Source organism: Amycolatopsis pretoriensis, from assembly GCF_900107925.1.
In the GTDB taxonomy this organism is placed as follows: domain Bacteria; phylum Actinomycetota; class Actinomycetes; order Mycobacteriales; family Pseudonocardiaceae; genus Amycolatopsis; species Amycolatopsis pretoriensis.
The window spans coordinates 309237-335076 of record NZ_FNUJ01000009.1 but is presented as its reverse complement, the minus strand read 5'-3'; the positions used below and the strand labels follow the sequence as shown (position 1 = coordinate 335076).

General features: G+C 72.7%; 26 protein-coding genes. 14 read left to right on the top strand and 12 right to left on the bottom strand.

The annotated features are described in order from the left end of the window. Positions 1–36 precede the first annotated feature (36 nt). From BLV96_RS37190 to BLV96_RS37180, 3 genes are read left to right on the top strand one after another with little or no spacing between them, the layout of a single operon-like run. Positions 37–1476, top strand: coding sequence for a neutral zinc metallopeptidase (locus BLV96_RS37190; protein ID WP_244180751.1), 1440 nt, complete (start codon positions 37–39; stop codon positions 1474–1476). A gap of 24 nt (positions 1477–1500) precedes the next feature. After that, positions 1501–1689, top strand: a complete 189-nt coding sequence (locus BLV96_RS37185) for an SMI1/KNR4 family protein (RefSeq protein WP_086684402.1) — start codon at positions 1501–1503, stop codon at positions 1687–1689. Then, positions 1686–2012, top strand: a complete 327-nt coding sequence (locus BLV96_RS37180) for a hypothetical protein (protein ID WP_086684405.1) — start codon at positions 1686–1688, stop codon at positions 2010–2012. The genes BLV96_RS37185 and BLV96_RS37180 overlap by 4 nt, the downstream gene beginning before the upstream one ends. 6 nt (positions 2013–2018) lie before the next feature. Here BLV96_RS37180 and BLV96_RS37175 read toward each other — a convergent pair whose 3' ends face one another. Next, positions 2019–3050 carry an RDD family protein gene (locus BLV96_RS37175; protein ID WP_086684408.1) on the bottom strand — a complete coding sequence of 344 codons (1032 nt, stop codon included), beginning with the start codon at positions 3048–3050 and terminating at the stop codon, positions 2019–2021. A 34-nt stretch (positions 3051–3084) separates the two neighbouring features. Here BLV96_RS37175 and BLV96_RS37170 point away from each other — a divergent pair, with 34 nt between their 5' ends. Both BLV96_RS37170 and BLV96_RS37165 read left to right on the top strand, forming a co-directional pair. After that, on the top strand, positions 3085–4092 hold the full coding sequence (locus BLV96_RS37170) for a stage II sporulation protein M (protein ID WP_167379860.1): 1008 nt from the start codon (positions 3085–3087) through the stop codon (positions 4090–4092). 2 nt (positions 4093–4094) lie between these two features. Next, a complete protein-coding gene (locus BLV96_RS37165; RefSeq protein ID WP_086684414.1) occupies positions 4095–4322 on the top strand; it encodes a hypothetical protein in 228 nt (75 codons plus the stop codon). A 16-nt stretch (positions 4323–4338) separates the two neighbouring features. Here the strand turns inward: BLV96_RS37165 and BLV96_RS37160 are convergent, their stop codons facing one another. The 5 genes from BLV96_RS37160 to BLV96_RS37140 are packed head-to-tail and all read right to left on the bottom strand — an operon-like array spanning position 4339 to position 9577. After that, a complete protein-coding gene (locus tag BLV96_RS37160) occupies positions 4339–5631 on the bottom strand; it encodes a DUF58 domain-containing protein (protein WP_086684417.1) in 1293 nt (430 codons plus the stop codon). A gap of 1 nt (position 5632) precedes the next feature. After that, the gene (locus BLV96_RS37155) at positions 5633–6598 is read right to left on the bottom strand and encodes an AAA family ATPase (protein WP_086684420.1); all 966 of its coding nucleotides are present in this window, start codon (positions 6596–6598) and stop codon (positions 5633–5635) included. Beyond that, complete coding sequence (locus BLV96_RS37150; RefSeq protein WP_086684423.1) at positions 6595–7734, bottom strand: DUF4350 domain-containing protein; 1140 nt, start codon at positions 7732–7734, stop codon at positions 6595–6597. Before BLV96_RS37150 ends, BLV96_RS37155 begins: the two co-directional genes overlap by 4 nt. After that, positions 7731–8372: a DUF4129 domain-containing protein gene (locus BLV96_RS37145; protein ID WP_086684426.1), complete on the bottom strand. Its 642-nt coding sequence runs from the start codon at positions 8370–8372 to the stop codon at positions 7731–7733. The genes BLV96_RS37150 and BLV96_RS37145 overlap by 4 nt, the downstream gene beginning before the upstream one ends. Then, the gene (locus BLV96_RS37140; RefSeq protein WP_086684429.1) at positions 8366–9577 is read right to left on the bottom strand and encodes a glycerophosphoryl diester phosphodiesterase membrane domain-containing protein; all 1212 of its coding nucleotides are present in this window, start codon (positions 9575–9577) and stop codon (positions 8366–8368) included. The genes BLV96_RS37145 and BLV96_RS37140 overlap by 7 nt, the downstream gene beginning before the upstream one ends. Positions 9578–9827: 250 nt before the next feature. On the opposite strand from BLV96_RS37140, the gene BLV96_RS37135 reads away from it, so the two are divergent. Then, complete coding sequence (locus tag BLV96_RS37135; protein WP_086684432.1) at positions 9828–10844, top strand: neutral zinc metallopeptidase; 1017 nt, start codon at positions 9828–9830, stop codon at positions 10842–10844. On the opposite strand, the gene BLV96_RS37130 is transcribed toward BLV96_RS37135, so the two are convergent. Then, on the bottom strand, positions 10837–11265 hold the full coding sequence (locus BLV96_RS37130; protein ID WP_091390071.1) for a hypothetical protein: 429 nt from the start codon (positions 11263–11265) through the stop codon (positions 10837–10839). The two genes, BLV96_RS37135 and BLV96_RS37130, sit on opposite strands and share 8 nt — an antisense overlap. An 81-nt stretch (positions 11266–11346) precedes the next feature. Beyond that, a complete protein-coding gene (locus BLV96_RS37125) occupies positions 11347–12426 on the bottom strand; it encodes a potassium channel family protein (RefSeq protein WP_086670752.1) in 1080 nt (359 codons plus the stop codon). A 79-nt stretch (positions 12427–12505) separates the two neighbouring features. Between BLV96_RS37125 and BLV96_RS37120 the strand changes: the two genes are divergently transcribed. Next, positions 12506–12874 (top strand): DoxX family protein, encoded by a 369-nt coding sequence (locus BLV96_RS37120; RefSeq protein ID WP_086670755.1) that lies wholly within the window; start codon positions 12506–12508, stop codon positions 12872–12874. Between the two features lie 86 nt (positions 12875–12960). Here BLV96_RS37120 and BLV96_RS37115 read toward each other — a convergent pair whose 3' ends face one another. Both BLV96_RS37115 and BLV96_RS37110 read right to left on the bottom strand, forming a co-directional pair. Continuing rightward, positions 12961–16203 (bottom strand): ATP-dependent helicase, encoded by a 3243-nt coding sequence (locus BLV96_RS37115; protein WP_086670757.1) that lies wholly within the window; start codon positions 16201–16203, stop codon positions 12961–12963. A gap of 94 nt (positions 16204–16297) precedes the next feature. Beyond that, a complete protein-coding gene (locus BLV96_RS37110) occupies positions 16298–19471 on the bottom strand; it encodes an ATP-dependent helicase (protein ID WP_086670759.1) in 3174 nt (1057 codons plus the stop codon). Positions 19472–19643: 172 nt separating this feature from the next. On the opposite strand from BLV96_RS37110, the gene BLV96_RS37105 reads away from it, so the two are divergent. The 5 genes from BLV96_RS37105 to BLV96_RS37085 all read left to right on the top strand — a co-directional run bounded on the left by BLV96_RS37105 (position 19644) and on the right by BLV96_RS37085 (position 22405). Next, positions 19644–19967: an MGMT family protein gene (locus BLV96_RS37105; protein WP_086670761.1), complete on the top strand. Its 324-nt coding sequence runs from the start codon at positions 19644–19646 to the stop codon at positions 19965–19967. 28 nt (positions 19968–19995) lie between these two features. Further along, entirely contained in the window at positions 19996–20853 is an 858-nt protein-coding gene (locus BLV96_RS37100; protein ID WP_086670763.1) for a siderophore-interacting protein, read from the top strand. A gap of 72 nt (positions 20854–20925) precedes the next feature. After that, positions 20926–21351 (top strand): SRPBCC domain-containing protein, encoded by a 426-nt coding sequence (locus BLV96_RS37095; protein WP_086670765.1) that lies wholly within the window; start codon positions 20926–20928, stop codon positions 21349–21351. Then, positions 21351–21671, top strand: a complete 321-nt coding sequence (locus tag BLV96_RS37090; RefSeq protein WP_086670767.1) for an ArsR/SmtB family transcription factor — start codon at positions 21351–21353, stop codon at positions 21669–21671. The genes BLV96_RS37095 and BLV96_RS37090 overlap by 1 nt, the downstream gene beginning before the upstream one ends. Further along, entirely contained in the window at positions 21671–22405 is a 735-nt protein-coding gene (locus BLV96_RS37085) for a DUF899 family protein (protein WP_086670769.1), read from the top strand. Before BLV96_RS37090 ends, BLV96_RS37085 begins: the two co-directional genes overlap by 1 nt. Positions 22406–22476: 71 nt before the next feature. On the opposite strand, the gene BLV96_RS37080 is transcribed toward BLV96_RS37085, so the two are convergent. Continuing rightward, a complete protein-coding gene (locus BLV96_RS37080; RefSeq protein WP_086670771.1) occupies positions 22477–23280 on the bottom strand; it encodes a uroporphyrinogen-III synthase in 804 nt (267 codons plus the stop codon). Then, the gene (locus BLV96_RS37075; RefSeq protein WP_086670772.1) at positions 23273–24241 is read right to left on the bottom strand and encodes a helix-turn-helix transcriptional regulator; all 969 of its coding nucleotides are present in this window, start codon (positions 24239–24241) and stop codon (positions 23273–23275) included. The genes BLV96_RS37080 and BLV96_RS37075 overlap by 8 nt, the downstream gene beginning before the upstream one ends. Before the next feature lie 63 nt (positions 24242–24304). Between BLV96_RS37075 and BLV96_RS37070 the strand changes: the two genes are divergently transcribed. Together BLV96_RS37070 and BLV96_RS37065 are read left to right on the top strand one after the other, a co-directional pair. After that, positions 24305–24700, top strand: coding sequence for a DUF3224 domain-containing protein (locus tag BLV96_RS37070; protein ID WP_167379859.1), 396 nt, complete (start codon positions 24305–24307; stop codon positions 24698–24700). A 9-nt stretch (positions 24701–24709) separates the two neighbouring features. After that, positions 24710–25813, top strand: coding sequence for a DNA glycosylase AlkZ-like family protein (locus BLV96_RS37065; protein ID WP_086670776.1), 1104 nt, complete (start codon positions 24710–24712; stop codon positions 25811–25813). Positions 25814–25840: the final 27 nt, after the last annotated feature.

The window sequence follows — 25840 nt, the reverse complement described above, 5'->3', positions numbered from 1 at the left end:
GGTCCTGGTCCTGGTCCGCAGGACCCGCGGCGGCCGGTGCCGCCGCCGGGAGCGCGGCCGTTGCCGCCGCCCGGGGTTCGGCCGCTGCCGCAGGGGCAGCCCGGCGGACCTCCGCAGCAGGGCCCGGGCCCCGGCGGGCAGGCGCCCGGCGGCGCTCCCCAGCCAGGCCCCGCACCGCAGTGGCAGGGCGGCGCCCCCGGCGGCCCGGCGCAACCACCGCACACCCAGCCCAACCCAGCGCCCGGCGGCCCTCCGCAGTGGCAAGGCGCGCCCGGCGGGCCGGCCCGAGGTCCGCAGGGCACGCAAGGCTTCCCCGGCCCGCCGTCCGGCCCCTACCCGCGTCCCGGCTTCCCCGCCCGCGCGCCGCTCCCCCCGCCGGCCGCCGCCGCGCCGCCCGTCTTCACCCCGGCCTACGCCGGCCCGCCGCCCGGAGCCCCCTTCGGCCCGCGGTTCGCTCCCGGGTACCGGCCCTACGTCGCCAAGAAGTCGAACACCGGGGTCATCGTCGCCGTCGCGATCATCGGGATCGTCGCCGTGGTCGGGGGGCTCGTCGCGGCCGTCGCGCTGATCGGCGGCAACACCCGGCACGTCGCCGACGCCGGCTACTCGAGCACCTACCCCTCGGACACCTACGAGACCACCTCCGCCCGCGAGACCACCGAAACCACGTCGTCCACCGAGGAAACGACCACCAGCCGGACCACCGAGCGCACGACCCGCACGTCCGAACAACCGAGCGGCCCGCGTTCGGTCGTCGCGACCGGGAACAACCCGATGTTCGCCAGCGCCGACTACGGCCTGCAGAACGTCCCCTGCTCGCTGAGCCGCTGGGCGACCGACCAGGGCAGCGCCACCCGCTTCTTCCAGTCCGGGATCGCCTGCCTCGACGCAATGTGGTCGCGCATGCTCGGCGCCGTCGACCTGCCGTTCCGGTCGCCGAAGCTGTCGGTGCCGCAGTCGCTTTCGGAGTCGTCGACGCCGTGCGGCAGCGGCGGCACGACGACCGGGGTCACGCCGTTCTACTGCCCGTCGAACGACACGATCTACATGCCGATGGACCGCATCGAGATCGACGTGTGGGGCAACCACCCCGGCCCGTACCTGTCGATCCTGGCCCACGAGTACGGCCACCACGTGCAGAACCTGGCCGGCATCACCGAGGCGTACGGCGACCAGCGCTACGACGCGGGCGCCGACTCGGCGGTCGGCCTGGAGCTGTCGCGCCGGATGGAACTCGAGGCGCAGTGCTTCTCGGGGATGTTCCTCGGCTCGGCGTCGGTGTCCGGCGGCTCGGTCGACAAGAACATCTACAACGAGGCGTGGAACGCCCAGGACCGCGGCGACGACTACGCCCGCAACGGCAAGCGCGACCACGGCAGCGCCAGGCACAACATCTCGTGGTGGCAACACGGCGCGACGAAGAACCGCAACCAGCAGTGCAACACGTGGCTGTCGGCTTCGGGAGACGTCTCCTAGCCCGGCGGACGGAAGGGAAGCGCGATGACCGATTTCCGCGCGGTGTTCGGCGACGAGCCGCGAGAGCCTCAAGTCGTCGACTGGGCGGAAGTCGAGGGTTCGCTCGGCATCGGCCTGCCCGACGACTACAAGTCCTACGCCGAGCAGTACCCCGCGCTCTACGTCGGCTCGCTGATCACCATCCTGCACCCGGCCACCCCGACCCCGTCATGAACCTGCTCGCCTCCGGCGAACGGATCCGCAACGCGTGGCGCGCCTTCGGAGCGACCTTCGGACCGCCCGCGTTGTCCTTGGCGATGTACCCCGCCGACGGCGGCCTGCTCCCCTGGGGCTTCGACGACGACTTGGGGCACTACTTCTGGCGAACCCGCGGAGGGCCGTCCGAGTGGACGGTCCTCGTCGAGGAGAGCTCACAGTGGTGGGAGTTCGACGGCGGCTTCGGCGAATTCTGGACCGGCCTGACCAAGGGCGAGATCAGCGCGCCGGTCATCCCCGAAGGCTTCCCGGGCGACGATTACGTCGTCGAAAGGGCTTGAACTCGGTCAGCTCGGCGGCGCGAACGGGTTCTCGGCGGCCGGCGCCGGTGTACCGGACGGCGGGGTCGGCGGATCCACCTCGACCGGGCCGGGAGCCGCCGGTCCGGTTGCCGCGGCCGACCACGGCGAGGGCGCGGGCGGCTGCGCGCCGGTGGCGTAGGCGGCCTCCCCGTACCCAGGCGCGGCCGGCTGCGCGCCGGTGCCGTAGGCAGCCTGCCCGTATCCCGGGCCGGCCGGCACGTTCCCCCGCGCCGCTTCCACCTGCGCCGCGTACGCCTGCATCGCCCGCGCGTGGTCCCGGTTCCGCCGTTCCGCCAGCACCGCCGCCAGGAACGCCCACGGCGGGACCCCCGGCGGCACCGGCGTTCCCAGCGCGTTGCCCACCTGCTGCGCCAGGCTCCAGCCCAGCGCGTGCGCCGCCTCCGGGGCCAGCTGGCCGAACCGGCCCAGGAACTGGCGGCTCGCCAGCGCGAGGTCGTCCGGGAGCCGGGTCAGGTCGAGCTGGGCCGCCCAGCCCTCGAGGCCCGGCGGCATGCCGATCGCCGGGTAGCCCGCGCTTTCCGGGACGCGGTCGCGGATCACCAGCGTGCCCGCCAGGAAGTCGCCCACGCGGCGGCCGTCGGACGAACACAGCGACACGATCACCGCCACCGCCCCGAACACCCCGAGCGCCCAGAAGTCGATGACGAACCCCGCCAGCCCGCGGGTCAGGGCGTGCCGGAAGCGGATCGGGCCGCCGTCGACGCGCACCACGCGCAGGCCCACCGCCATCTTGCCCAGCGACCGGCCGCGCGAGAGCGTCTCGGACAGCACCGGGTAGCCGACCAGGATCAGCACCAGGAACACCAGGATCAGGGTCAGCGCGAGCGATTCGTCCTCGCCCGGGACCGTGAGCGTCAGGACGAAGAACGCGCCGAGCAGCAGCGCGAACTGCACGAGGACGTCCAGCAGCATCGCCAGCGCGCGGCTCGCGAGTTTCGCGACGCGCAGGTCCAGGACGACGGCTTCCCCGGTGACCAGCTCCGATTCCTCGTGCACCAGGCCAGCGTAGCGACCGGTTAGGGTGGTCGGCGTGGATGTGGACGTGTTCGTCGCGACGCACTCGGCGGAGTGGAACCGGCTCGGCGAGCTGACCCACCGCGGCGGCAAGCTGACCGGTGCCGAGGCCGACGAACTGGTGACGCTCTACCAGCGCACCGCGACGCACTTGTCGATCGTCCGCTCGGTCGCGCCCGACCCGGCGCTCGTGAGCCGGCTGTCCGGACTGGTCGCACGCGGCCGGAGCGCGATCTCCGGGTCGCACAACCCCGCGTGGCGCGAGGTCGCGCTGTTCTTCACGCGCCGCTTCCCCGCCGCCGTCTACCTCTCGCGGCGCTGGTGGATCCCGGCGGCGCTGGTGTCGATCGCGGTGATGGCGGTGATCGCCGTCTGGGTCGCGGGCGACCCGAACGTCCGCGCGTCGATCGGCAGCGCGGACGAGCTGAACCAGCTGACCAAGCCCGGCGGCGACGCGGAGGCGTACTACTCGACGGGCCCGGCGACCTCGTTCGCGGCGCGCGTGTGGACGAACAACGCCTGGGTGGCGGCGACGTGCCTGTTCCTGGGAGTCGCGCTGGGCCTGCCGGTGATCGGCGCGTTGTGGATGAACGCGCTCAACGCGGGCGTGATCATCGGCGCGATGAGCGCGGCCGGCCGCGGCGACGTGATGATCGGCCTCCTGCTCCCCCACGGTCTGCTGGAGCTGACGGCGGTGTTCGTCGCGGCGGGCACGGGGCTGAAGCTCGGCTGGACGGTGGTGGATCCCGGCCGCCGGTCCCGTACCGCCGCGTTGGCCGAGCAGGGCCGGTCGGTGGTGGTCATGGCGCTCGGGCTGGCGTGCGTGCTGTTCGTGACGGGGCTCATCGAGGCGTTCGTGACACCGTCGGGCTGGCCGACGTGGCTCCGGGTGGGCATCGGGGTGCTGGTCGAGGTGCTGTTCCTGGTGTACGTGTTCACGCTGGGCCGGCGGGCGGCGAAGGAGGGCGAGGTCGGCGACCTCGATGCCCGCGACGCCGGGGACTTCCTGCCCGAAGCGGCGTAGGTATGACGCCGCGCACGATCAAGACCCGCGAGCCGCTGACGGCGATCTTGCACCTGATCCACCTACTGATCACGCTGGCCACCTGCGGGCTGTGGCTTCCCGGCTGGATCGCGGTCACGATCATCGGCAAGCGGACGACGACCACCGTCACGCCCGTGTGGGGTCTGCCCGAGGAGTTCAACGTCAACGGCGCTTTGTGGCGTTGGGACGGACAAAGGTGGGTCGCTTGACAGGGTCCGAAGCTGCTTAGAGCCGCCCCGCCGCCTTCAGCGCCAAGTACCGGTCCGCCAACGCCGGCGGCAGTTCCTCCGGCACCGCGTCCACCACGCTGACCCCGTGCCGCCCCAAGCGTTCCGTCACGCGCCGGCGCTCCGCCACCGTGCGGGACGCCGCCGCCGCGTCGTACACCGCCTCCGCGTCCTCGCGTCCCGACAGCATCTCCGCCACCCGCGGGTCCGCCACCGACGCCACGATCAGCTCGTGCCGCGCGGTCAGCGAACCCAACACCGGGAACAGCCCCTCCTCCAGCGGCGCCGCGTCGAGCCCCGTCAGCAACACGACCAGTGCCCGCCGCCGGGTCCGCTGCAACACCTCCGCGACCATCCCCCGCGAGTCCGTCTCGACCAGAGAAGGTTCCAGGGGCGCCATCGCGTTCACCAAGGACGTCAGCAAAGAAGCCCCCGACGAACCCTGCACCGCCGCGCGCAGCCGCCGGTCGTACGCCAGCAGGTCGACGCGGTCGCCGGCGCGGGATGCCAACGCCGCCAGCAACAACGCCGCGTCCATCGCCGCGTCCAGGCGCGGGGCGTCGCCGACGCGGCCGGCCGACACGCGGCCCGTGTCGAGCACCAGCACCACGTGCCGGTCGCGCTCGGGACGCCACGTGCGGACCATGACGTCCGCCGCCCGGGCCGTCGCGCGCCAGTCGATCGAACGGACGTCGTCGCCGATCACGTACTCGCGCAGCGAGTCGAATTCCGTGCCCTGGCCCCGGATCAGGACCGCGTTGCGGCCGTCGAGCTGCTGCAAACGCGCCAGCCGGGACGGCAAGTGCTTGCGGCTGTGGAACGGCGGCAGCACCCGCACGGTCCAGGGCACCGAGTGCGAACCTTGCCGCGCCGCCAGACCCAGCGGCCCCACCGACCGGACCGTCACGCGCGCCGCCGTCCGGTCACCGCGCCGTGACGGCCGCAACGCCGTCACCAGCGCCCGGCGCTCCCCCGGCGGGACGCGCACCGAATGCCGATCGGAAGCACCGGCGCTGGGCGGCCAGGCGTCCCGCAGCAACCCGCGCACCGCACGACGACCGGGATTGGCGACGACCAGCGTCACCTCGCACGGCTCGCCGAGCCGCACCGAGGTATCACCTGACCTCTGAAATGTCAGTGGCCGAACACCCCCGGCCAGCACCAGGTCGACGACCACGAGCAGCAGGAGCACGCCGCCGACCGCGGCGATCCCGAGGTCCGACGGCGCGAGCAGCCCGACCACCAGCGCGCCGAACAGCGCGAGCAGCCCGAGCCTTCCGGTGACCGCCATGTCAGCGCGGCACGGGCACGGACGCGAGCACGCGGTCGAGGACGCCGTCCGCGGTGACGCCTTCCAGCTCGGCCTCGGGCCGGACGTCCAGGCGGTGCCGCAACGCGGGGCGCGCCAACGCCTTCACGTCGTCCGGGGTCGCGTAGTCGCGCCCCGCCAGCCACGCCCACGCCCGCGTCACCGCGAGCAAAGCCGTTGCCCCGCGGGGAGAAACGCCGATCCGCACCGACGGCAGCTGCCGCGTCGCCCGGCACAGGTCGACGACGTACCCGATCACCTCGGGCCCGACCGTCACGCGCGCCACGGCTTCCCGCGCGGCCGCCAGCTCCGGCGCGCCCGCGACCGCCTTGAGGCCCGCCGCGGCGAGGTTGCGCGGGTCGAAACCCTGCGCGTGCCGCCACAGGATGCCGATCTCGTCCTCGCGCGACGGCGCCGGCATCGTCAGCTTCAGCAGGAACCGGTCCAGCTGCGCCTCCGGCAGCGGGTAGGTGCCCTCGTACTCCACCGGGTTCTGCGTGGCGATCACGATGAACGGGTCGGGCAGCGGCCGCGTCTTGCCGTCGAGCGAAACCTGCCGCTCCTCCATCGCCTCCAGCAGCGACGACTGCGTCTTCGGCGGCGTCCGGTTGATCTCGTCGGCGAGCAGCAGGTTCGTGAACACCGGGCCCTCGCGGAAGGAGAACTCGCCGCTGTGGGCGTCGTAGACGATCGAGCCGGTGACGTCGCCGGGCATCAGGTCCGGCGTGAACTGCACGCGCGTGGTCTCCAGGTCCAGCGCCGCGGCCAATGCCCGCACCAGCAGCGTCTTCGCCACGCCCGGGACGCCTTCGAGCAGCACGTGCCCCCGGCACAGCAGGGCCAGGATCAGCCCGGTGACGGCGGCGTCGTTGCCGACGACGGCCTTGCCGACCTCGGCGCGCAGCGCGATCAGCGCGTCACGGGCCCCGGTCGCGTTCTCGCTGGTCAAGTTCGCCCTGCCTCTCGTTCCACCCTGTCCAGTTCGCCGGCCAGCCGGACCAGCGCCGGGTCGTCCGGCACCGGCGGGCCGTAGAGCACCGCGCCGATTTCGTTCGCCGGCCGCCCGGTCCGCTCGCTCACCGAGTGCACCAGCGCGGCCGCGTCGGCGTCACGCGGCAGGCCGAGCACGGTCCGCAGCCGCGTCCGCGCCGCCTCCCGCAGTGTCTCGCCCGCGTGGTCCGCGGCCTTCGCCCGCCGGTACAGCCGGGCGCGGCCCTCCGCGGTTTCGGCCGCGCGGACGACGATCGGCAGCGGCTCGGTGACGACCGGGCCGAGCCGGCGCGCCCGCCACAGCGCCAGCAGCGCCACGGCGATGAACGCCTGCGCCGCACCGTAGTACCAGCCGTCCGGGATCAGCTCGAAGATCGATTTGCGGGTGTCGTCGAGCCCGGGGTCGGCGATCGACGGCAGGTACCAGACCAGCGTCTTGTGCTGCCCGAGCAGGTGCAGGCCCAGCGCCGCGTTGCCCTCGTCGGCGAGCCGCGCGTTGGTCAGCGGCGCCGGCGAGCCGAGCAGCGTCGTCGTGCCGCCGGAGTCGGCGAGCTGCAGCAGCGTGCCGCCGCCGTCTTCGCCGGGGTAGCACGACCGCGCGCCGGGCGAGGCGTAGCCGACCCCGCCGAGCGTGACGTCGCCGGCCGCGACCGCCGCGGCGACCGTGCACTCCGGGCGCAGTGTGGCGACGTCGCTCTGGCCGGCCGGGTGCACCAGCGGCAGCGAGTCCTGCAGCGTCGGCGCTCCCGGCGTCACGAGGACGACGTCGGCGGCGTGCTGGCGCAGCGCGTCGAGCCGCTTGGCGGGAACCAGGTCCGGCTGCGTGACCAGCAGCGTCGCGTCTTCGCGGACGGCCGCGTCGGCTTCGTCCATCGAGTGCGCGGGGCGGACGTCGACGCCTTGGTCCGCCAGGAGTTTCGCGAGCGCGTGCGCGCCGCCGGGTTCGTAGGAGCCGGGTTCGAGCGCGCCGTGGGTCTGCTCGCCGCGGCCGAGCAGGAGCAGCGCGCCCGCGGCGAAGATCAGCGCGACCAGGGCGAGCGGAATCCGTGCGCCGCGCCAAATCCGGTGTACGTCCGGCGAGACGGAGGTGCTCACGAGGCCGCCATGGCGACCGGACGTTCACGGCGGCAGCGTTCGTCCAGGTCGGTCAGCGTGCGGTAAGCGGCTTCGGTGCCTTCGCGGCCGCCGTAGTGGACGTCGTCGAAGAGCCGCGCGCCGTCGCGCAGGTCCGCGGCGACGTTGGGCAGCAGCACCCCGGCCTCGGCCGCGGCTTCGTCGGCCGTCCGGCCGGAGCGGGTGTCGAGCAGCGCGCGTTCTTCCAGGGCCCGCACGACGGCGCGGAAGCGGTCGCGGACGGCGTCGTCGTACCGGCCGGCCGCGGCGGCTTCGGCGGCCGCGCGGCGGTAGTCGTCCGCGCTCTGCCGCTTGCCGCCGAAGACGACCCGGTCGGCCCGGGACGCGCGGGCGATCTTGCCGGTGCGCAGCCGGATCACCACTACGAGCACGATCAGCACGACCAGGACCAGCAGCACGCCGAAAATCCCGCCCGGGACCACGTTCGACACGCCGTTCAGCAGCTTCGCGACCTGCTCGGCGAGCCACTGGCCGAACTCCTGCAGCGCGCCCGGCCGGGCGGATTGGTACTTCGGGTCGGACAGCTCTTCGGCCGCCGCGCGCCGCGCTGAGTCCCGGTCGATGTCGACCGGGACGTCGGTGAGCAGCAGCGTCACCATGCCTGCGGCGGCTGGACCCCGGCCGCGCGGGCCAGCTCGATGTCCATGCCCTCGCGGCGCATCCGCTGGTCGAGGTAGACGATCACGGTGACCAGCGCGACGAACGGCATGGCGATGGTCTCGGAGATGATCTGGCCCGCCGACTGCAGCAGCAGGTCGCCGGTGCTGGGCACGAAGACCTGCGCCGACGGGTTGAACAGCCCGTTGAACACGCCGCTGCCGACGCTGAACGGCACCTGGATGATGCTGTTGAACAGGTACGCGATCAGCCCGGCCAGCAGCAGGATGCCGAACACGCGCCAGAACGAGCCGCTGACCAGCCGCACCGACCGCGAGAACGCCTGCTTGAACGTGCCGCGCTCGAGCACGAGCGCCGGGCTGGCCAGCGCCCAGAAGACGTAGGCGACGACACCCGGGATGATGCACAGCAGGACGCCGATGGTCGTCAGGATCGAGTAGGCGAACCCGACGCCCAGCAGCGGCAGCAGCCGCGGCTGCACCTCGCGCCAGGCGACGCCGAAGGTGACCTCGCGCCCGAGCGCCGCGCGGCCCATCACCGCGGCCAGCAGCCCGTTCGCCACCGTCGTCAGCAACGTCGTGAGGAGCGCCGTCGGCAGGAGCGCGAGCAGCACGTCGCCGAACGCGCCGAACACGGCGTTGCGCAGCTCCTCCTCCGTCGCACCCGGCCCGAGCTCGGCCGTCGCGGCCAGGTGCTGCAGGTCGTCGAGGACGAACTTCTGCACGAGGAACGTGACGGCGGCCGTGACCACCGCGAGCACCGCGCCGATGCCGAGGACGAGCAGCGCGTGGCGGCGGATCGTCGTGATCGCGCCGTCGAGGATGTCGCCGATGTTGAGCGGCCGCAGCGCGATCACGCCCGGCTTGCCGAGCCCGTGCGGGCTCCTGGGCGGCTGCTGCCGGTAGTAGGGCTGCTGCTGGTACTGCGGCGGGGCGCCCCACTGCGGTTGCCCGCCGGGTGGGGGCGGCGCGGCACCCGGGCGTTCCCAGCCCGGCGGGGTCGCCGGTCCCGGGACCGCCTGGGCGTCCGGCGGCTGCCACCCGCGCGGCGGCGTCGCCGGTGACGCGGAGTGGTCTTCGGCGGGCTTCGGATCACCCGTTCCGGGGGCGGGAATCCGCGGGACGCCCTGGCTGGGTGTCGGCGTGTCGTCGCCCTGGCCGCCGGGCGCGCCACCGGTGTCTGTCATCGAAGCCCCTCGCCTGCAGTACCTGGTTGCCCACACTCTTTCAGAGCCGGTTGCACCCGGCCAGACCTGGGGTGACGTCCGGACGCGGTGACGCCGCGCGCACGGACGGGTGCGAGAGGCCCCGTTCCCCCGATATGCTGAATGGCGGGATCGGGTACCCCCGGTCCGTACCGAGACCCTTCGGGACTGCCTAGTGACGCAACCGCCCCACGGCCGGGTACCCCCTCGCGGGACCGTCCAGCCGCCGCCGGTGCCGGATGCGCAACCGGATCTTCCCTGGCTGGGCCGTCCCCACACCGTCGCCGCGCCGCGCCGCCGCTCCCCGGCGGCCGTGATCGGCGTGTGCCTCGGGGCCGTGGCCGTGCTGGTGCTCGGGCTGGTCGCGATCGTGGTCCTCAACCGCGGCGAGACGCCGGCGGCCAACGCGAACTTCCGCGACACGCCGACGTCCCAGGACCTCCCCTCGCAGCTGCCCGGTGGCGCAGGCGCCCCCGCGTCGGCGTCGCCCCCGACGAGCGAACTGTCGACGCCCAGCCCGACCGGGCCGCAGAAGATCCTCAAGCTGGCCGACCACCCGATCCTGCAGGACCCGAACGCCGGCCTGCAGAACCGCGTCTGCAACCTCCCCGCCTGGCAGAGCACGCAGGACGGCGCGGAGGCCTTCTTCACCGCCGCCAGCAAGTGCCTCGACGCGGCGTGGGGGCCGTTCCTCGAGGCCTACCACCTGCCGTTCACCCCGCCGGCGCTGCACTTCCCGACGGGCGCGAGCTTCGAGACCGAGTGCGGCACCATCCAGGTCGGCATCGCGACGGCCGCGTACTACTGCGAAAACAACCTGTACGTCCCGTTCCGTGGGCTGCAGACCGACCAGTACGGCAACAACCCCGGCGTCTACCTGGCCCTGTTCGCCCACGAGTACGGCCACCACGTCCAGGAGGTCGCCGGGCTGATGGACGCGGCCTGGCAGAAGATCTACGAGGCCGGCCAGAACAGCCCGGCCGGGCTGGAGATGTCGCGGCGCAAGGAACTGCAGGCCCAGTGCTTCTCGGGCATGTTCCTCGGCGCGCACGTCGACCAGGGCGGCACGATCAGCCGCGATATGTACAACAAGGCCTGGAACGACCAGGAGACCCGCGGCGACAACACCTCCCGCAGCCACGACCACGGGACGAACGCGCACTACGCGTCCTGGTGGCGGGCGGGCGCGACGAGCAACCGGATCGCCGACTGCAACACCTTCGCGGCGCCGTCGTCCGAGGTCAGCTGACCTTCGGGGCGGGCTTCGGCCGCAGCGGGATGCTCAGCCAGAGGTAGACGAACATCCCGCCGGAGAAGCAGGCGAACACGAGCAGGAACAGGCCGATCGGACGTCGTGCGTCCGAGGCTCCCGCCGACGTGTCCGCGGCCCGTACGGTCACCGTGCCCTGATCGGGCAGCACGTCCGGCACACCGATCTCGACGCGCTCGCCCTGGCCGTGCCCGCAGCCGTTGAGCGTGCCCTCGTGGGTCTTCCCGGCGACCGTGAACTTGACTGTTTCGGCGGCGTCCGGCTTGTCGCACGCCGCCGGCTTGGTGACCTCGGCCTGGACGGGCGCACCGAGGTCGTCGTTCGAGATGCCCAGCAGCCCCGGCCCCGCCAGCCAGGCCAGCAGCACGACGAGCAAGCCCGCCGCGGCGGGGATCGCCACCGTGGGCCACTTGAGATCGAGTGATCGCGGGGGCACTTCGCCATGGTTCCAGATCCGGCGGGCAAAACCCAGGCGCCCCGGTTACCGCTCGATCTTCTCCGCCTGCGTCACCTTCCGGACGTAGAGCAGCTTGTCGCCGGGCTCGATCGCGTCGGCTTGCGGGGCGTCGACGCGGTACAGGACGCCGTCGCGGACCAGGCCGAGCACCAGGTCGGACAGGTGCCGCGGCGACCCGCCCTCTTCGGACGGCTCGACCGGCCGCTCGGCGATCGCCAGACCCGACTCGGGCGTGAGCAGGTCCTCCATGATGTCGACGACCAGCGGCGTCGACGTCGCCATGCCGAGCAGCCGCCCGGCCGTCTCGCTGGAGACGACGACCTGGTTGGCGCCCGACTGCTTGAGCAGGTGGACGTTCTCCGCCTCCCGCACCGACGCCACGATGTGCGCCTTGGGCGCCAGCTCGCGGGCGGTGAGCGTGACGAGCACCGCCGTGTCGTCGCGGTTCGGGGCGACGACGACCGCGCGGGCGTGCTGCACCGCGGCGACGCGCAGGACGTCGGACCGGGTGGCCGAGCCGTGCACGGCGACGAGGCCGAGCGCGCTCGCCGCGTCGAGGGCCTGCTGGTCGGTGTCGACGACGACGATCTGCCCGGGTTCGATGTTCTCGTCGCCGAGCAGGGCGTTGACGGCGGACCGGCCCTTGGTGCCGAACCCGACGACGACCGTGTGGTCGCGCACCTTCGTCCTCCACTTCTGGATCTTGAACGCCTGCCGGGAGCGCTCGGTGAGCACCTCCAGGGTGGTCCCGACCAGGACGATCAGGAAGAGCACCCGCAACGGGGTGATCACCAGAACGTTCACCAGGCGGGCGGACGACGTGGCGGGCGCGATGTCGCCGTAGCCGGTCGTCGAGAGCGAAACGGTGGCGTAGTACAGGCTGTCGAGCAGGGACAGGCCGTCGCCGTTGGCGTCGCGGTAGCCGTCGCGGTCGACGTACACGATGATCACGGTCAGCAGCAGCGCCAGTGTCGCACCGATGATCCGCTTCACGATGGAGCGGAGCGGGCTGACCGTGAGTTCGGGCATCTTGAGGACGCCGACGAGCTCGTGGTCCGGCCGATCGGTGAGACTGCCCAGCGGCAACCGCCTCAGGGCCTTCATGCTGGCTGGTGTCGAGCGTCACTCACGCCCGGAGGATAGCCGAACGGAGTACCCGGCCGCCGCGTGGAACGATCAGGTCATGGCCAACTCACAACGACCGGCCCACTTCCTGGCCGGTGCGCTGGGCGTGATGGGCGTCCTGCACTTCGCGGTCCCGAAGCCGTTCGACGGGCTGATCCCGGCTTCGCTGCCGGGGTCCCGGCGGGCGTGGACGTACGGTTCGGGCGTCGCGGAGCTGGCGGTGGGGGCCGCGGTGGCTCATCCGCGCACCCGCCGGCTCGGCGGTCTGGCGGCGGCGCTGCTGTTCCTGGGGGTGTTCCCGGGCAACGTGAAGATGGCGATGGACGCTTCCGCCGCACCGGCGCCCCAGCGGGCGATCGCGTGGGGGCGGCTGCCGCTGCAGTGGCCGCTGATCGCGTGGGCGCTGAAGGTCCGCGACCGGGGCTGAGCTGAAGGGCCCCTTCAGTGCATCTGACGCGCTGAAGGGCACCTTCGTCGCATTACATCTTACGAAGGTGCCCTTCAGCTGATCGCTCACGCCTCGGGGATGTCCCGAAGCAGCCGGCCCAGGCCCTCGGGGTCCAGGAGGTCCGCCGGGCGGATCGTGCGGTTCGCGCGGACGTAGTGGAACGCCGCGCGGACCCGCTCCACCGGGACGTTCTTCATCGCCGCCCACGCCATCCGGTACGCCGCCAGCTGGACCGCCAGCGCCGGCTGCCTGGACTCCGGCGGCACCGAGCCCGTCTTCCAGTCGACGATCGTCCAGCCGCCGTCCGGGTCGACGAACACCGCGTCCATCCGGCCGCGCAGGGTGATGCCCTCGACGTCGGCCGTGAAGGACACCTCGACCGCGTGCGGCACCCGCGTGGCCCACTCGCTCTTCTCGAACTCCGCTTGCAGCTCTTCGAAATCCGCGTCGGGGGCCTCGCCGAAGTCGGCCGCGCCCGGGAGGTCGTCGATCTCGATGAGCTGGTCGCCCGAGAAGCGGCGCTCCAGCCAGCCGTGGAACTCCGTGCCGCGGCGGGCGAAGCTGTTGGGCTCCATCGGGAGCGGACGCCGCAGGTCCGCCGCCAGCTTGCCCGCGTCGTCGGCCAGCGAGACCAGCTGGCTCACCGTCAGCCGCGACGGCAGCGGGACCCGGTGGACGTGGTCGTCCTTGCGCGCCCACTCCTCGAGCAGGACGTCGGTGTCGGTCAGCCAGCCGTCCGGATCGTCCTCTTCGGACTCTTCCTCCTCGTCCACAGTGGACATAGCCTCGGAGACGAGCTCCACCCCGGTCTGCACGCCGGTGCGGCGGTCGGCCAGCGGATCGACCGGCCAGCGAGCCTTCCGCGAGTCCGAGACCAGCGGGTTCTCGTCCTCCTTCTCCGGCTCCGGCGCCCACTCCGCGAGCTGCCCGACACTCGTCTCGCGCAGGACGTCACCGATTTCCGTCAGGAACTCCGACGGCCCCTTGTACCGGCTGCTGCTTTCGTTCCACCAGTGCCCGGACACGATGAGCGCGTGCTCGGACCGCGTCAGCGCGACGTAGCAGAGCCGCCGTTCTTCCGCCTGCTCCCGCTCGACGAACCCGGCTTCGTGCAGCTCCAGTCCTTCTTGGACTTCCTTGCGGTCGTAGCCTTCGGCGATCCGCAGTTCCGGCAGGTCCTGCGAGTCACCGCGCAACGCGGCCGGCAGCGACGTCGCCGTCCGCAGCCACGACGACGACCGCCGCCGGCCCGGGAAGACGTCCTGCACCAGGTGCGGGACGGCGACGACCTCCCATTCGAGGCCCTTCGCCGAGTGCACGGTCAGCACCTGCACGCGGTCCGGCACGACCTCGACCTCGCCCGGGGTCAGCCCGTCTTCGGCGTGCGCGGCGGTGTTCAGGTAGTCCACAAAGGACAGCAGGGTCGCCGTCGGCGCCGTTTCGGCGTAGTCGGTGACGACCTCGGCGAACGCGTCCAGGTGCGCGCGCCCGGCGGATCCCGGGCGCGCCAACGATTCGACGTCGAGGAGCATCGTGCGTTCGACGTCGGCGACGAGCTCCGGCAGCGACTGGTCGAGCCGCCGCCGCAGCGCCGCGAGCTCCCAGCCGATCCGCCGGATCCGTTTGAAGCCCTCTTCGGAGTACCGCTCCGGCGCACCCGGCTCGTCGATCGCGTCGATCAGCCCGGCCTGTTCGACGCGCTCCACGACCAGTTCCGGCTCGTCCGACGCCTTCTCCGGGCTGGACAGTTCGCCGGCCCGGCGCCACAGCGCGGCGACGTCGGCGGCCGCGAGCCGCCAGCGCGCGCCGGTCAGCAGCCGGGCCGCCGCGCTGCCGGACAACGGGTCGGCGAGCACCTTCAGCGTCGACACGAGGTCCGCGACCTCGGGTTCGTCGAGCAGGCCGCCGAGCCCGACGACCTCGACCGGCAGCCCGCGCGCTCGCAGTTCGGCGGCGATGGGCGCCATGTCGGCGCGGCGCCGCACGAGCACGGCGGCCGTCGGCGGTTTGCCCGTCTCTTCCTGCTGGGTGTGCCAGCGCCGCGCCATCGCGTCGGCCACCCACTCGCGCTCGGCGCGGATGTCCGGCAGCAGCGCGGCCGCGATGTCCGCCGGACCGGCGCCTTCGCGCGCCCGAAGCCGTTCGACGCCGAGCCCGCGCGCCCGCAGCGGTTCGGCGATCGCGTTGGCGAGGTCGAGGATCTCCGGCGGGTTGCGGAAGCTGGTCAGCAGGCCGAATTCATGTGCGGGAACGAGTTTTTCCCCGTCGTGGCGGGGAAAATCCGTAGTGAAGCGGGGCAGGTTGGCCGCGCTGGCGCCGCGCCAGCCGTAGATGGCCTGCGCGGGATCGCCGACCGCGGTGACCGGCATCGGCTGGTTTTCGACGCCGCCGAACAGCGCCCGCAGCAGGACGCGCTGGGCGTGCCCGGTGTCCTGGTACTCGTCGAGCAGGACGGCGCCGTAGCGTTCCCGCTCCCCGCGCACGACCGACGGGTAGTTGCCGGCGAGCTGGGCGGCCAGGGACATCTGGTCGGCGAAGTCGAGCGCGCCTTCGTTGCGCTTGCGGCGGTGGTAGTCCTCGACGAGCGGGAGCAGCGCGAGCCGGAAGTGCTGCGCGGCCATGATTTCGGTGAGCTTCTGCGGGAGTGCGGCCCGCTGTCCCTTGGCGCGCGGGGCGTTCTCGATGACGCGGCACATCCACGTCGTGTACTCGGCTAGCTGGTCGACCGAGATGAGGTGCTCGCCCAGTTCGCCCGCGAGCTGCAGGAGGTCCGCGGTGACGGTGGGTGGGACGCGATCGGTGTCGAGCTCGTTGTCCCAAGTGGACACGACCCGGTGCGCGATCTGCCACGACGACGTTTCCGACAGCAGCCGCACACCCGGCTGGACGGGGAGGCGGAGGCCGTGTTCGGAGAGCAGGCGGCCGGCGTAGGCGTGGTAGGTGAGGACGGTCGGCTCGCCGGCGACCACAGTGGACCGCAGGCCGCCGGAGGGGTCGAGCCGGTCGAGCAGCCCGGACCCGGCGAGCCGCCGCAGCCGCGCGCGGACGCGTTCCCCGAGCTGGCGCGCAGCTTTCCTGGTGAAGGTGAGGCCGAGGACGCGGTCGGGGCTGACGATCCCGTTGGCCACCAGCCAGACCACCCGCGCGGCCATGGTTTCGGTCTTCCCGGCCCCTGCCCCGGCGACGACCAGAGAAGGTTCGACAGGCGCGGCGATCACCGTGGCTTGCTCAGGGGTGGGCCGGTGCAGCCCGAGGGCATCGGCAAGCTCGGCAGGCTCCACAGGATTGGCGACGACAAGCGGACTCACCCGCCCACCCCCCAAGCGGAGCTTTCACGTGAAAGCTCCGCTTTGCCGCGCAAAGCGGCACTTTCACGTGAAAGTGCCGCCGTGGTCGAGTCGGTCACGGGCCCGGCACCTGCCTGCCTTCGGGGCGCAGCGGGCAGCAGCCGCGGGCCGGGCAGCGGTCACAGTCGGGGTTCTCCTGGGCCTGGTAGTCCGGCCCCGCCGCCGAAGCCGCCGCGTCGCGGACCAGCTCCAGCCACTGCTTGCCGCCCACCTCGTCCAACGGCGGCTGCGACCGTTCGGTCGATCCCGTCTGCTTGTTGGACTTCGCGACGTACACCAGCCGCGCCCCGCCGGGCTCGTTGCTGCCCTTGATCGCGCCCAGCAGCACCGCCAGCTGGTACGCCGCCAGCTGCGGGTGCTCCTCCGCGTCCTTCCCGGACACCGGGACCTTGCCCGTCTTGATGTCGACGATCACCGGCCGCCCCTCGGCGTCCAGCTCCACCCGGTCGACCCGGCCGCGCAGCAGCACCCGGACCTCGTCCTCGCCGCCGGCCGGCAGCTCGACCTCGATGTCCTGCTCGACCCCCGCCGCCTTCAGCTCCGCGCGGCTGCGTTCCAGCCACGTCACGAAGTTCTGCAGCATCTGCTCGACCCGCCGCCGCTCGCGCCGGGAGAACCACGGCGCCCCGGCGTCGACGCGCACCCAGGCCTCGTCCAGCGCCGCCTGCAGCTCGGCTTCCGTACGCCCCGAGGCCACCGCTTGCGCCAGCCCGTGCACCAGCGTCCCGGTGACCGCGGCGAGCTGCGCCGGGTCGGAACCGCCGTGGCGCTCGATCATCCAGCGCAGCGGGCACTTCGTCAGGATTTCCACTGTGGACGGTGAGATCCGGACCAGGTCGCCCGGCCGGTGCACCGGCTCGTCGGTCGACGCCGGCAGCAGGCCGTACCAAGTGGACGGGTGCGCGCCCGGCACCTTCGCGTCCGCCAGCCGGGCCAGCTGCTTGGCCGCGCGGCGCCGGCGCACGGGGTCGGCCTTGTCGTCGCAGACGACCTCGCGCAGCTCCCCCACCAGCTCGGCCAGCACGAGCGACCGCCCCGGCGGCTTCATCCGCGAGTCGAGGCCGCCGTCGTCGGCGCCGTTCTCCTCGAGGTCGTCGAGGAACCGCGACGGCTGTTCGTCCTCTCCGGACACCGCCGTGACGAGCAACGTCTGCTTCGCCCGGCTCATCGCCAGGTAGAACAGCCGCCGCTCTTCGGCGAGGATCGGCGCGGTCTGCGACACGGCGTCGTCGTCCACACCGGACATCAGGTCCTTGAGCCGTTCCACACCCAGCACGGATCCGCGCAGCCGCAGGTCCGGCCACGCTCCTTCCTGGACGCCCGCGACGGCGACGACCGTCCACTCGCGACCCGCGGCGGCATGCGCGGTGAGCAGCGAGACACCGTCCGAAGGCACGGCCGCCGGGGCGAGCGTGTCACCCGCGATCTGTTGCGCCCCCAGGTAATCCGCGAAGGACGCGACACTCGCGCGCGGCAGCCGGTCGACGTACCGGCCGGCGGCGTCGAACAGCGCCACGACGGCGTCGAGGTCGCGGTCGGCCTGCGCGCCCAGCGATCCCCCGCGTTCGACCTGCTTCAGCAGCTTCTCCTGCAGCCGGCTTTCCGTCCACAGCTGCCACAGCACCTGCTCGACGCCGTCGCCGCGCGCCACGGCCTGGTGCGTGACGCGCAGCAGGCCGCCGACGCGCCGCACCGGTTCGGACTCGGCGTCGGCGAGCCCGGCGAGGATGTCCCCGCCCCGCAACGCTTCGACGAGCAGTTCGTCGCTCGACCGCTGACCGCCGCCGGCCAGCTCGAGCCGCCGCAGACCGCGACGCAACCGCCGCAGCGCCAGCGGATCCGCGCCGCCGAGCGCCGACGACAGCAGCATCTCGGCGAGGTCGACGTCGAGGAGGTCCGGTGCGGGCGCGAGCTTCAGCACGGCCAGCAACGGCCGCACCGCGGGCTGGCGCGCCAGCGGCAGCTCTTCGGTCGCCGACCCGATCGGCACGCCGGCCGCGCGCAAAGCGCGTTGCAGCACCAGGAAAGTCCGCGCCGGCGACCGGACGAGCACCGCGATCTCCGACCACGGCACGCCGTCGACGAGGTGCGCGCGGCGCAGCTGGTCGGCGATCCAGCTGGCCTCCGCGGCCGGGGTCGGCATCACGCGGACCCGCACGTTGCCGCCGGAAGCGCCCGCGGGCGGGAGGATCTTGCGGTGCTGCGACGCACCCGGCAGGGTCGCGCCGATCTTCGCCACGGCCAGGCGGACCGCCGGGGCGAGCCGGTGGGCCGTGGTGAGCGTGACGGTCCGGCTGCCGTCCGGGTCGGCGTCGGCGAACAGGCTCGCGTCGGCGCCGCGGAAGGAGAACACGTTCTGGTCGGGGTCGCCGGCGACGACGAACTCCGCCGCGGTGTGCCCGATCACCCGGACCAGGCTGGTCTGCAGCGGGTCGAGGTGGTGGGCGTCGTCGACGAAGAGGTGCCGCACGCGGGTGCGCTCGCGCATCCGCAGCTCGTCGTCGTCCTCGAGGGCGAGCAGCGCGGAGGTGACCAGCTCGGCGGCGTCCAGCGCGGGCGAGCTCGCCACGCCGAGGGCGTTGCCGCCCGCGCCCTGCAGCTGCGTGACCTCTTCGTACTGGGCCCAGAACTGCCCGGCGGCGATCCACTCCTCGCGGCCGCGGCGCCGGCCCAGCTCGGCGAGGTCCTCCGGCCCCAGCCCGCGCTCGGCGGCGCGCATCAGCAGGTCGCGCAGCTCCTCGGCGAACCCGGGGACCATCAGCGCCGGCCGCAGCTGCTCGGGCCAGTACCCGGCCTCCTCGTCGAGGTCGCCGGCCAGCAGCTCGCGGACGACGACGTCCTGCTCGGCGCCGGCCAGCAGCCGGGGCGGCGGGAGCTCCTCGGCCATCGCTTCCAGGCGCAGCAGCGAATACGCGTACGAGTGGACCGTGCGGACGAGCGGTTCGCGGACGGTCCGGGGCAGCGGCCGCGCCGACTCGGGGTCGAAGGTGAGCCGGCGGGTGATGTCGGCGCGCAGCGCGTCCGCGGCCTTGCGGGACGTGGTGAGCACCAGCACGCTCTCCGGGTCGGCTCCCTCGGCGATGCGGCGGGTGGCGGCCGACGCGAGCAGCGACGTCTTCCCGGTGCCGGGACCGCCGAGCACGCGACGGAATCCCCCGGGTGCGGAGAGCACGCGGCGGGCACCGTCGTCCCAGGTGAACGTGGGTGCGTCGGTGAGCGGCGGGCGCACCAGCCGCGCGTCCGCCCGCCCCGTTCGCCTCGCGTTCACCCAGCGATGGAACCACGCCCGCTCACCCGGGTGGCGCACCGGCACGGCTTATCGGGCGCGTGTTCGGTGAAGGCCCTCGCTCGTGCGGCGGACGGCTACCAAAAGTGTCGTACCCATCCGGCAGAGTGTCGGTATGGACGACGTTCTGCACGAGCGCGTGCGGGAGATCATCGAGTCGGTGCCGGCCGGCACGGTGGCCACGTACGGCGACATCGCGGCGCTCGCCGGCGCGCCCTCGCCGCGGATGGTCGGCGCCATCCTGGCCGAGGACGGGCACGACCTGCCGTGGCACCGGATCCTGCGCGCGAACGGGACCCCGGCGCCGCACCTGGTGCACGACCAGCTCGAGCGGCTGCGTGCGGAAGGCGTGCTGGCCGACGGTCAGCGCGTCGACTTGAGGAAGTACCGCTGGAGGCCCGACGGTGACGAAGATCCCGGTGAGGAGGGACTGTTCTGACCGCTGAATTTTAGGTTAGCCTCGCCTAATGACGACACAGGTGGAGCGGCCGGCTTTGACGTACCACCGGGCCCGGGTGACCGCGGTCCGGCCGATCACGCCGCAGATGGTGCGCGTGACGTTCGAAGCGGCGAGCTTCCGCGAAGTGCCGGCCGGGGCGCCGGACCAGTACGTCAAGGCGTTCTTCCCGCAGCGCGGCCAGGAGGAGCCGCGGCTGCCGGAGGGCGGCTCCGACGTCATGTCGTGGTACCGCACGTACCTGGCGATGCCGGACGACGTCCGGCCGCCGATGCGCACGTACACGGTGCGGGCGCACCGGCCCGAGGCGGCGGAGATCGACGTCGACTTCGCGCTGCACGGCGACACCGGGCCGGCTTCGGCGTGGGCGTCGCGCGCGGCCCCGGGCGACCGGGTGGCGTTCACCGGGCCGTACGGGCTGTACGACGTGCCCGGCGGCACCGACTGGCAGCTGCTGGTCGGCGACGAAACGGCGTTGCCCGCCATCGGCGCGATCATCGAGCGGCTCCCGGCGGGCACGCGCGCTTCGGCGTACATCGAGGTGTCCGAGCGAGGCGAGCGTCAGACGTTCGAGACGCGCGGAGCGGTCGAAGTCCACTGGCTGGTCCGCGGGGCGCGCCCGATGGGCGAGGCGCTGCTCGACGCGGTGCGCGCGGCGAGCTTCCCCGGCGGAGCGCCGTACGCGTGGGTGTCGGGCGAAGCGGGCGTCGTGAAGCTGGTGCGGCGGCACCTGGTGCGCGAGCGGGAAGTCGACAAGCGGCGGATCTGCTTCACCGGCTACTGGCGCGCGGGGATCAGCGAGGAAGCGGCGAGCCGGGAGGCGGTCCGCGCGGCGGACGCGGGCGAGACGCCGCCGTCCGACGACTGAACGCGCAACCACGGGGTTGCACCTGACCCTCCGATGTGCAACCCTGGAGTTGCACAGGAGAGGAGTTCGCCGATGCCGATCGAGCGCGAGATCCTGATCGCCGCCGCCCCGGAGAAGGTCTGGCCGCTGGTGGCCGAGCCCGGGTTCTGGGCGACGGACGACGAGACCGTCCACGGCACGCTCGCCGAAGAAGGCCGGACCCTGGTGGTCACGCACTCGGAGCACGGCGGCTTCCCGATCCGCGTCGAGAAGGTCGACCCGCCGCACTACCTGGCCTACCGCTGGGTGAGCGCGTTCCCCGGCGAGGAGCTGCGGGACGGCAACTCGACGCTCGTCGAGTTCACGCTGACCCCCGAAGGCGACGGCACGCGGCTGCGCGTGGTCGAGAGCGGGTTCACCGAGCTGCCGACGTCCGACGCGAACCGCGCCAACGTGGTCAAGGACCACACGGCGGGCTGGGAGCAGTGCCTGCCCGCACTGGCCGCACGCGTCGGCTGATGTCCACCGAAGTCGTCGACGGCGTGCTCGCCGCGTTGGCCGACCCGACCCGCCGCCGGCTGCTCGACCTGCTCGCCGCCCACGGCCAAGCCACGGCGACGACCTTGGCGGCCGGGCTGCCGGTGTCGCGCCAGGCGGTGGTCAAGCACCTGACCGTCCTCGACGCGGCCGGCCTGGTTTCAGCTGTGAAGGCGGGCCGAGAGGTCCGCTACGCGGTGCGTCCCGAGGCGCTGGACGCAACGGCTCGCTGGATGGCGGCGCTCGCGGCCGAGTGGGACCGCCGCCTGGCCAAGATCAAACGCTTCGCCGAGGAGTCCTGATGGAGATCGTCGACCGCGAAACTTTCGAAGCTTCCCTGGATCGCTTACGTGCCAGGGAAAAGGCCCACACCCGAGAAGGCGACGCGATCGCGGCGGCCCGCCGGCGTCTCCCGGCGGTCGAGGTGGACGCGACGCTTCCGCTGCTCGGCCCGGAGGGTCCGGTCACGCTGCTGGACGCGTTCGAGGGCCGCCGTCAGCTGATCGCGTACTACTTCATGTGGAACCCGGGCCGCCCGGCGGCGGAGCAGTGCGAGGGCTGCACGTTCTACGCGAACCAGGTGGCGGAGCTGTCGGCGTTGCACTCGCGGGACATCACTTATGCGGTGTTTTCCCAGGGCCGCAACGTCAGTGTCGAGCCGGCCGACGCGCGGACGTCGTACGAGGAGAGCTTGCGTTATCGGGGGTTCATGGGTTGGCGGATGCCTTGGTACTCGGCGCAATCGTCGCTGCGGGAGCTGCTGGTCGGGCGCGAGATCGGACTGTTCCATCTGGTCTGTTACGTGCGCGACGGCGGGCGCGTGTTCGAGACGTACTGGACGAAACGCCGTGGCGTGGAGGCGATGGACTACAGCTACGCACTGATGGATTTGACGGCGTTCGGCCGCCAGGAAGCTTGGGAGGACTCCCCGGAGGGGTGGCCGCTTCTGCCCACCGCCGAGGACCAACGCCCCGCCACACCCAGGGGGGCCGTGCCCTGTCCCAGTCTACCGGCAGAGGCCGCCCCGACCGGGTGATGCAGCAAATCTGTGGATGGCCGAACCCGATGTGGACAACTCCGGCCGAAAGCCGCCCGCGCACTTGACAGCTAAGCCCCCAGCGTCGTCACCAGCAGCTTCACCAACGCTCCCAGTCGCTGACGCTCCGGTTGGACCGTCTCCACCCCGACAGCTTCCAACGGCGCCGCCGTCACCGGGCCCACACAGGCGACCACGATCCCGGGCAACGCCCTCAGCAGCTGCTGGTACCGGCCGGACGTGCGGGCCAACGTCAAGAAGTTCGCCGCCGCCGGCGCGCTCGTGAAGGCGATCGCCTGGAGCTTCCCGGCCACGGCCGCGTCGATCAGCTCGTACACCGGTGTCACGTCCGGCGGCGAAGTCCACCGGTACGGCTGCACCTCAGTCAGCCAGGCGCCGGCCTCCACGAGTGGCGCCGTCAACTCCGGCAGCGCAGTTCCGTGCAGCTGGACCGCCGTCCGCTGCCCGAGCAGGTCCGCCGCCATGACGGCTTCGAAGAGCTCGGCGTTGCTCTCCGACTCGGCCGAGAACGTCTCGCGCAGGCCCGCGCCGCGGACCGCGCCCACCGCTTTGGGGCCGCGGGCGTAGATCCGGGAATCCCGGAGGTGGTCCAGCAGGGGCTGCCGGAGGCCCCAGCCCTCGGCCGCGTCGAGCCAGCCGCGGAAGCCCGCGCCGGTGGTCACGATGGTGATGTCGACCGGCGACATCACGAGTTTCAGGGTGGCGGCCTTCAGTTCCGGGTCGGTGTCCAGCGGCACGATCGTGATCGTCGGTGCGTGGCGGACCTCGGCGCCGTGGCGTTCGAGGGCCGCGATGAAGTCCTCCGCGCGGCGCTCGGCCGTCACCCCGATCGTGATCCCGCTCAGCTCACCCATAGAACGCGCCCATCTCCTCGATCGCTTGCGCCAGCTCCGCGCGCAGGTCCGCCGGTTCCAGGACCTCCAGGTGCGGCCCGAACCGCAGCAGCTCGCCGATCGCCGGTTCGCCCGGCTCCACCGGCAGCTCCACGGTGAGCCAGCCGTCCGCGTCCGGTTCGCCGGTCGCCGCACGCAGCGCGCGGGCGCCGACCGAACCCGCGTAGAACGGTACGAGAGCCTGCGCCCGCGGTGACAGCCGCACCACGGCCACCCGCGGGAACATCCGGCGTTCGAACTGCTCGGACCACTCCTGCCAATAGGCGGCGAGGTCGAACCCCGCCGGCCGCTCGAACTCCTCCCCCAGGTCCGTCAGCTCCAGCACCCGCGAGATTCGGTAGGTACGGTCCGTACCCTCGCAGCGCCCCGCGAGGTACCAGTTGCCCGCTTTGAGGATCAGGCCCAGCGGCTCGACGTCCCGCTCGACCACGCGCTGCCCCCACCGCTCGTAGCGGATCCGGATCCGGTGCGACGACCACACGGCGTCGGCGATCGCCGACAGCGCCGGCAGGCTTTCGATGCCCCGGTGCCAGCCGGGGACGTCCAGGTAGAACCGTTCGGCGACGCGCCCGGCGCGGTCGCGCAGCTCCTGCGGCAGCGCGGCGTACAGCTTGAGCTGGGCCGCGGCCAGGACGGTGCCCAGCCCCAGCTCGGCCGCCGCGACGGGCAGCCCCGCCAGCGACAGCGACTGCGCCTCCTCCTCGGTCATCCCCGTGAGCCGCGTGCGGTAGCCGTCGACCAGGCGATATCCGCCGGTCCGGCCGCGGTCGGCGTACACCGGGACGCCGGACGCCGAGAGCGCGTCGATGTCCCGGTAGACCGTGCGCACCGAGACCTCGAGCTCCTCGGCCAGCTCTTCGGCCGTCATCCGGCCGCGGTTCTGCAGCAGCAGGAGGACGGACAGGAGCCGGCTGGCGCGCATGAAATCCAGTTTGGCAGAAAAACCTGACACAAGCTGACAGGTATGTCCGGCAGGGTGGCTCCCATGAACGGATTCACGACGAAGAACTGGGAAGAAAAGATCGTCAGCGGCACCGACGGCGGCCCGCGCGTGGCCTACGCGCACGCCACGTTCGCGTATGAAGGCGTCATCGAGGGTGAGTCGATCTGCGACCTTCTGCTGTACTACGCGGGCGAGGGCTACGACAGCGGGCAGACGACGTCGCCGAGCTTCGAGCGCATCGAGGGCAAGGTCGACGGTCGCGAAGGGACGTTCATCGTGCGCCACGAGTACACGTTCGACGCCAAGGGCATCGCTTCGACGTTCACCGTCGTCCCCGGCTCGGGCACCGGCGGGCTCGCCGGGCTGACCGGCAGCGGCACCGCCGGCGGCGCGCTGGGCGAGGACAAGGTGGGCTACACGTTCGAGTACGCTTTCTAGGAGTCGCAAGTGGACCGTCGTCAGGTACTCGCCTACCGCATCGCCGAGCACGGCTTGCACCGCACCGCGAAGGACGTGGCCGACCTCGCGGTCGTCCGGGCCGGGCTGCAGGACAGCATGCGCGACACCGCGCTGCTCGCCCTCGCCGCCCGGCTCGACGGCGACGTGTCCCTTGTGGACGACGAGCGGCTGGTCCTCGCCTGGACGCTGCGCGGCGCGCCGCACTACCACCTCCGCACGGACCTGCCGGAGGTGATCCGGGCGCTCGTCCCGCTGGACGACGCGGACGCGCTGGCCCGGATGTTGTGGCAGCGCAAGGAACTGGCGGCGACCGGCCTGGCGGCGTCCGAAGTGGTCTTCACGGCGGCGGCGGCCCTGCGCGCGGTGGTCAAGGAGCCGATGACGAAGGGCGCGGTGTCGACAGCGGTGACGAAGAAGCTGCCGCCGGAGTTCGCCCGCTGGTGCCGCGGCTGCAACGCGACGCACATCCACGAGCAGCTGATGCGCATCGCGACACCCCACGCGGGCGTCCGGCTGGTGGCCGGCGCGTCCCCGGCGACGCTGGCGCCGCTGGAGGGCCGGGGCCGCGCGCGCCGCACGCCGGACCCGGCGGCCGCGGAGAAGGTGGTGCTGGACTACCTGCGGTTGAACGGCCCGGCGTCCCCGGGGGAAGCGGCGGAGTACGTCGGGACGGCTCGCGCGGTGGTCGACAAGACGTGGCCGGCGGACCTGGCGTCGGTGAAGGTCGAAGGCAAGACGCGCTACTTGCCGGAGGACCGCTTGGCGGCGCTGGAAAACCCGCCGGAGCCGGAGGTGGTGCGGCTGCTGCCGCCGCTGGACCCGTTCATCCAGGCCCGCGACAAGGCGTTGCTGGTCCCGGATCCGGCGCGCCGCAAGGAAGTCTGGAAGATGCTGGGCAACCCGGGGGTGCTCGTCGCGGACGGCGACATCGCGGGCACGTGGCGCACGAAGGGCAGCGGCGCGAAGCTGACGTTCACGGTGACGGCGTTCGACCCGCTCCGCCCGGCCGTCCGCGAGGAAGCGGAGGCCGAGGCGGCGCGGGTCGCGGCGACGCGGGGGTTCGAGAAGCACGCCGTCTCCTGGGTCGGCTGACGGTCACCGCCCGGCGGCATCGATGTC

Bases quoted from the DNA above. Each gene is read 5' to 3' on its own strand.
- BLV96_RS37125 (WP_086670752.1), bottom strand. From the start codon at position 12,426: ATGAAGGCCCTGAGGCGGTTGCCGCTGGGCAGTCTCACCGATCGGCCG.
- BLV96_RS37185 (WP_086684402.1), top strand. From the start codon at position 1,501: ATGACCGATTTCCGCGCGGTGTTCGGCGACGAGCCGCGAGAGCCTCAA.
- BLV96_RS37090 (WP_086670767.1), top strand. From the start codon at position 21,351: ATGTCCACCGAAGTCGTCGACGGCGTGCTCGCCGCGTTGGCCGACCCG.
- BLV96_RS37080 (WP_086670771.1), bottom strand. From the start codon at position 23,280: ATGGGTGAGCTGAGCGGGATCACGATCGGGGTGACGGCCGAGCGCCGC.
- BLV96_RS37070 (WP_167379859.1), top strand. From the start codon at position 24,305: ATGAACGGATTCACGACGAAGAACTGGGAAGAAAAGATCGTCAGCGGC.
- BLV96_RS37165 (WP_086684414.1), top strand. From the start codon at position 4,095: ATGACGCCGCGCACGATCAAGACCCGCGAGCCGCTGACGGCGATCTTG.
- BLV96_RS37075 (WP_086670772.1), bottom strand. From the start codon at position 24,241: ATGCGCGCCAGCCGGCTCCTGTCCGTCCTCCTGCTGCTGCAGAACCGC.
- BLV96_RS37140 (WP_086684429.1), bottom strand. From the start codon at position 9,577: ATGACAGACACCGGTGGCGCGCCCGGCGGCCAGGGCGACGACACGCCG.
- BLV96_RS37105 (WP_086670761.1), top strand. From the start codon at position 19,644: ATGGACGACGTTCTGCACGAGCGCGTGCGGGAGATCATCGAGTCGGTG.
- BLV96_RS37100 (WP_086670763.1), top strand. From the start codon at position 19,996: ATGACGACACAGGTGGAGCGGCCGGCTTTGACGTACCACCGGGCCCGG.
- BLV96_RS37180 (WP_086684405.1), top strand. From the start codon at position 1,686: ATGAACCTGCTCGCCTCCGGCGAACGGATCCGCAACGCGTGGCGCGCC.
- BLV96_RS37160 (WP_086684417.1), bottom strand. From the start codon at position 5,631: ATGGCGGTCACCGGAAGGCTCGGGCTGCTCGCGCTGTTCGGCGCGCTG.
- BLV96_RS37085 (WP_086670769.1), top strand. From the start codon at position 21,671: ATGGAGATCGTCGACCGCGAAACTTTCGAAGCTTCCCTGGATCGCTTA.
- BLV96_RS37145 (WP_086684426.1), bottom strand. From the start codon at position 8,372: ATGGTGACGCTGCTGCTCACCGACGTCCCGGTCGACATCGACCGGGAC.
- BLV96_RS37120 (WP_086670755.1), top strand. From the start codon at position 12,506: ATGGCCAACTCACAACGACCGGCCCACTTCCTGGCCGGTGCGCTGGGC.
- BLV96_RS37095 (WP_086670765.1), top strand. From the start codon at position 20,926: ATGCCGATCGAGCGCGAGATCCTGATCGCCGCCGCCCCGGAGAAGGTC.